The 4,456-nt window shown below is 38.7% G+C and carries 3 protein-coding genes; all 3 read left to right on the top strand.

Going from position 1 to position 4,456, the window contains the following annotated elements:
* The first annotated feature begins 37 nt into the window (after positions 1-37).
* On the top strand, positions 38-706 hold the full coding sequence (locus tag OCV61_RS18260) for a hypothetical protein (protein WP_158422934.1): 669 nt from the start codon (positions 38-40) through the stop codon (positions 704-706).
* 169 nt (positions 707-875) lie between these two features.
* Positions 876-2,573, top strand: a complete 1,698-nt coding sequence (locus OCV61_RS18255) for an Ig-like domain-containing protein (RefSeq protein ID WP_158422933.1) — start codon at positions 876-878, stop codon at positions 2,571-2,573.
* 132 nt (positions 2,574-2,705) lie between these two features.
* A partial coding sequence (locus OCV61_RS18250; protein ID WP_158422932.1) for a leucine-rich repeat protein occupies positions 2,706-4,456 on the top strand: 1,751 nt, incomplete at its 3' end.

Genomic DNA, 4,456 nt, shown 5'->3' with positions numbered 1-4,456 from the left:
CAAATTTTTAAGTCCAGTATACAGGAGGAATTATCTTATGAAAACAAAGAAAAAGATACTGTTAATAATGTTACTGTCTGTATTAATGGTTTTGGCTTCGTCTGTATCCGTATGGGCAGCAAAGAATCCACTATCCAAGATGCCTAGAAACGTGGGATCTGTAGCATCTCCGGTTAATGTATCGGTAATAAATAAAACATCTTTCTGTACAGAACCTTATGATGGTAAGGTCAAGATATCTGTAAAAAACAGCAATTCGGAAGTTGCTGACGTTTTTTGCCAATCGACCATCCAAATAGTCAATGGAAAAACTAAAAATTGCGGAAATTTTTGGGTGACATGCAAAAAGCCTGGAACTACGACTGTTAAAGTTACTGTAAAGGTAAACGGTAAAAGTTATACAAAAAGTTGTAAATATACTTTTTATGAGTATGCAAATCCGTTTGCAAGCATCAAAAAAGGAACCAAAAATTTAACGTCTCAATTTAAAAAAGGTCCAACTGGCAGGATATATACAAGATTAAAGGGAAAATACTCTTATCGTTTGAAAAAAGGGTATAAAGTAACAAGAATTTTATATTGGGATCAGCAGATGATGGGGCATATAGTAAATAATATCAGTCAAGTTCCGTCCGATGCAAGAAGGATATATCTTACGATCAAAAATACGAAAAAGAATTATTTGTTCACATGGATTTTGAGTTGACAATAAAAAAGTGAATGAGATCGTCGTGCAGGAGGTAGATGTGTTCCTTCCGGAACTGTAGGAAAGAAGTTGTGCAAGTCGTGGAGAGAAGGAACAAAAGGTAGTAGGCTTTGTAGGACGAAAATACTACTATAAATTGCTTATAATTCAGAAATGGAAGAAAAATATTATGAAAAAGAAATTTGTTTCAATTATGATGACGGTTACAGTTCTCATGTCATTGGTACCAATGGAGAAGTTTATTGTATGTGCAGCAGAAGAGGAATGTGCTGATGGAGATTTGGAAGATGTCACATCTGAACCGGAAAATATAGAAGACAGTAGTTTCTCTGATGAAGAGTTATTCTATGTGGACGAATTCTCAGAATCGGATTCAGATGAAGAAACAGCATATCAGCAGGATACTTTACAATTTTCTTCCAGTGACGATGCAGGAAATTCAGACTCGAAAACTCTTATAGGTATGGAATTTAAACTGGATCAGCCGGAAATAGAGATCGTTCCGGATGAAAATATGTGGTTCAGTGGAACTATGATATGGAAATACGGAACGGAAGAGATAACTGAAAAAATTTATATTATTAATACCGGTATAGCAAGCGAACATGAGGAAGAAGCTACACTTATAGTCAAAGATGAAAATGGAAATATAATGGAATCAGTGGGGAATAGCTGGTGGCAAAAACAGATTGATACATCGTATACAATGTATTTTCAACATGGAGATGTAAAGTCAAATTCTTTTACTGTGAAAGTGAAACATAAGGATCTTAGTAATATACCGTTGTTGTCATTGGGAGATAATACAGTTGCATTAGGGGAATATGGAATTGCTCCAGCATATTTATGGTATAAGTTTGTACCAGATGAAACAGCAATTTATAGTTTCATTGAAGATTATAATTCTATAGCGGTCTCAGGGATTCGATGTGTAGATGATAATGGTAATCCGGCACCTTACAACTATTATATACAGCCAGATGAACAGTGGATTGGAAAATTTGGTGGAATTCAACTGATTAAGGGAAAAAATTACTACCTGGGAGTTGCATCTAATATAAAAGAAGTTTGTGCCGGAAAAATTTCAATATACAGAGTTAATCTGAATGACTGCCAGTGGAAAAAGGTTGAAGATAACGAAAAAGATTGTCAGATTGGCGGAAAAGTAACAGAAACCTGCCTTGTTCACAGGGGGGAGACCAGAACAGTTACTGTTTCTCCAAAACCTCATACACCAGGTGATTGGGTAACAGAAAAGGGAGCCACTGTGATGGAAACAGGAACTCGTATACAGAAATGTACAGTGTGCGGAAAAATCATTAATACACAGATAATTGCAAAGATTCCAGCTACATTTAATTTAAATGTTCAGGTCAATAGGACATTGCCAATGAAGGTTAAACAGACATTTCAGGTGAAAATAACAGGTCTTGCGACCGAAGACAGCGTGGTTTCATGGAATAGCAGTAATAAAAAAGTGGCAACAGTAACTCAGCATGGAAAAATAAAAGCAGCAAAAAAAGCAGGAAAATCTGAGATTACTGCAAATCTGCTGAGTGGCGCATTTGTAAAATTTACGGTGAAGGTACAGAAAACAGACGTTACAACTTCTTCTCTGAAAGTATTGAATAAAATAACAGGGGAAAATGTAGCTAAAAAAGTGACATTGAAACGAAAAGAAAAATTAATTCTTTCTGCAGTTACCGCACCAGTAACAAGCAAACAGAAAGTAACCTATGAATCGTCAAAAAAGAGTGTTGCTGCAGTAAATGCAAAAGGCGTTGTTACGGCGAAGAAAAAGGGAAGAACCACAATTGCTGTAAGATCAGGTAAAAAAGTAGTTAAGATTCAGGTTTTAGTTAAGTGATAAATATGGCAACAGTTTCCTTTATGAAAAAGTAGACTACAGGGGAAGGAGAGTCCAAAGCACTGGGGTTAAATGAGAACATTTTCATAACTTGTTTGTACCCTGAGTAAAGCGGAAGGAATGATAAAAAGCATGAAGAAAAAGATAATCAGTGTGATTTTGGCATTCTCAATGTTAGGAAGTCAGACAGGAATTGTATCTGCTTCAGCAGAAGAGTTTGTATGCGAAGATTCGCATGAACAAGCGGATACGCAGGAAGACAATGCAGAAAACTTTGGATCAGACGAATCTGATTCGGACATTTTTCCCGGAAATCCAGATTTTGAAGAGGGTGATTCTAGTGCGTTCAGCTCAGGAGAAGGTGATTTTAGCCACACAGATGCAGAAAGCGAGGAACAGATAACAGCTCCTCCTGAGGAGCTGGAGGATGGAACCGGCAACAGTGGGGACGAATTTGTTGAAATCAGCGAGACAGAGTTTCCAGATATGCAATTCCGAAATTATGTAAAAACCACGTTTGATGCAGAATCAGCCGTATCAGCACCGACATCTGGAACCTGTGGAGAAAATCTGAAATGGGAATTGGATAATGGGACATTGACGATTGATGGAATTGGACAGATGTATGATTTCGTTTTCTCCGCAGATTATGCTCCGTGGCTTAAATATACCGAGAATATTAAGAAAGTTGTGATAAAACAAGGAGTAACGAGTATTGGTAACCTTGCATTTGAAGGATGTAATAACTTAACGAGTATCATAATCCCCAATAGTGTGACAAGCATTTCAGAGTCGGCCTTTGATGGATGTAGCAGCCTAACGAGTATCACAATCCCCAATAGTGTGACAAGCATCGAGGATAGCGCATTTCGCGGATGTAGCAGCCTAACGAGTATCACAATCCCCAGTGGAGTGACAAGCATCTGTTATAGGGCCTTTGAAAGATGTAGCAGCCTAGCAAGTATCACAATTCCGAGTAGTGTGACAAGCATCGAGGCTTATGGATTTTATGGATGCAGAAACCTAACGAGTATCACAATCCCGAGTAGTGTGACAAGCGTCGGGGATTACGCATTTTGCGGATGTAGCAGCCTAACGAGTATCACAATCCCCAGTAGTGTGACAAGCATCGGGGAGCGAGCTTTTTATTATTGTAGCAGCCTAACGAGTATCACAATTCCCAGTAGTGTGATAAGCATCGGGGATAGAGCCTTTGAAGATTGTAGTAGCTTGGCTGATGTATATTATGAAGGCAGTGAAGCAGAATGGGAAAAAATAGATATTGATTGGGGTAATAAGCCTTTGACAGATGCGAAAATCCACTATAATGGAGCTGATGAACCACAGCCCAGCAGCATACCGACACCTAGCGTAGAACCACAGCCCAGCGGTGTGCCAACACCGACACCGGAATCACACATCTGGGGCGATTGGAAAACGGTGCAGGAGGCAGATGTATTCCATCCGGAACTGCAGGAAAGAAGCTGTGCAAGCTGCAAAGAGAAGGAACAAAAGGTAGCAGGAGATAAGCTTTCTCCAGTATTAGAATTAAATGCTGCAGCAGTTACTTTGAAAGTAAAGCAGGCAACCACAGGTTTGAAAATCACCCAGATTCAGAAGGGAGACTCCGTAGTTTCCTGGAAATCCAGCAACATCAAAATTGTGAAGGTCTCCTCTAAAGGAAAACTAACAGCGCAGAAGAAAACCGGAAAAGCTACCGTAACAGTTACCCTGAAAAGTGGAATCAGCAAAAAGATTACCGTTAAAGTGCAGAAAAAAGTAGTTGCAACAACGAAATTTACAGGCTTAACGAAAAAAGTTACACTGAAAAAAGGAAAAAGTATAGCATTAAAACCAATCCGGCAGCCGTTTACATCAATTGA

Origin of the sequence: Blautia ammoniilytica (genome assembly GCF_025566965.1) — a bacterium.
GTDB classification, from domain to species: Bacteria; Bacillota; Clostridia; order Lachnospirales; family Lachnospiraceae; genus Blautia_A; species Blautia_A ammoniilytica.
The sequence above is the reverse complement of the archived record's forward strand: the minus strand, read 5'-3'. Positions and strand labels throughout refer to the sequence as shown.

Excerpts from the sequence above, each read along its gene's own strand:
- OCV61_RS18260 (WP_158422934.1), top strand. The coding sequence starts at position 38 with ATGAAAACAAAGAAAAAGATACTGTTAATAATGTTACTGTCTGTATTA.
- OCV61_RS18255 (WP_158422933.1), top strand. The coding sequence starts at position 876 with ATGAAAAAGAAATTTGTTTCAATTATGATGACGGTTACAGTTCTCATG.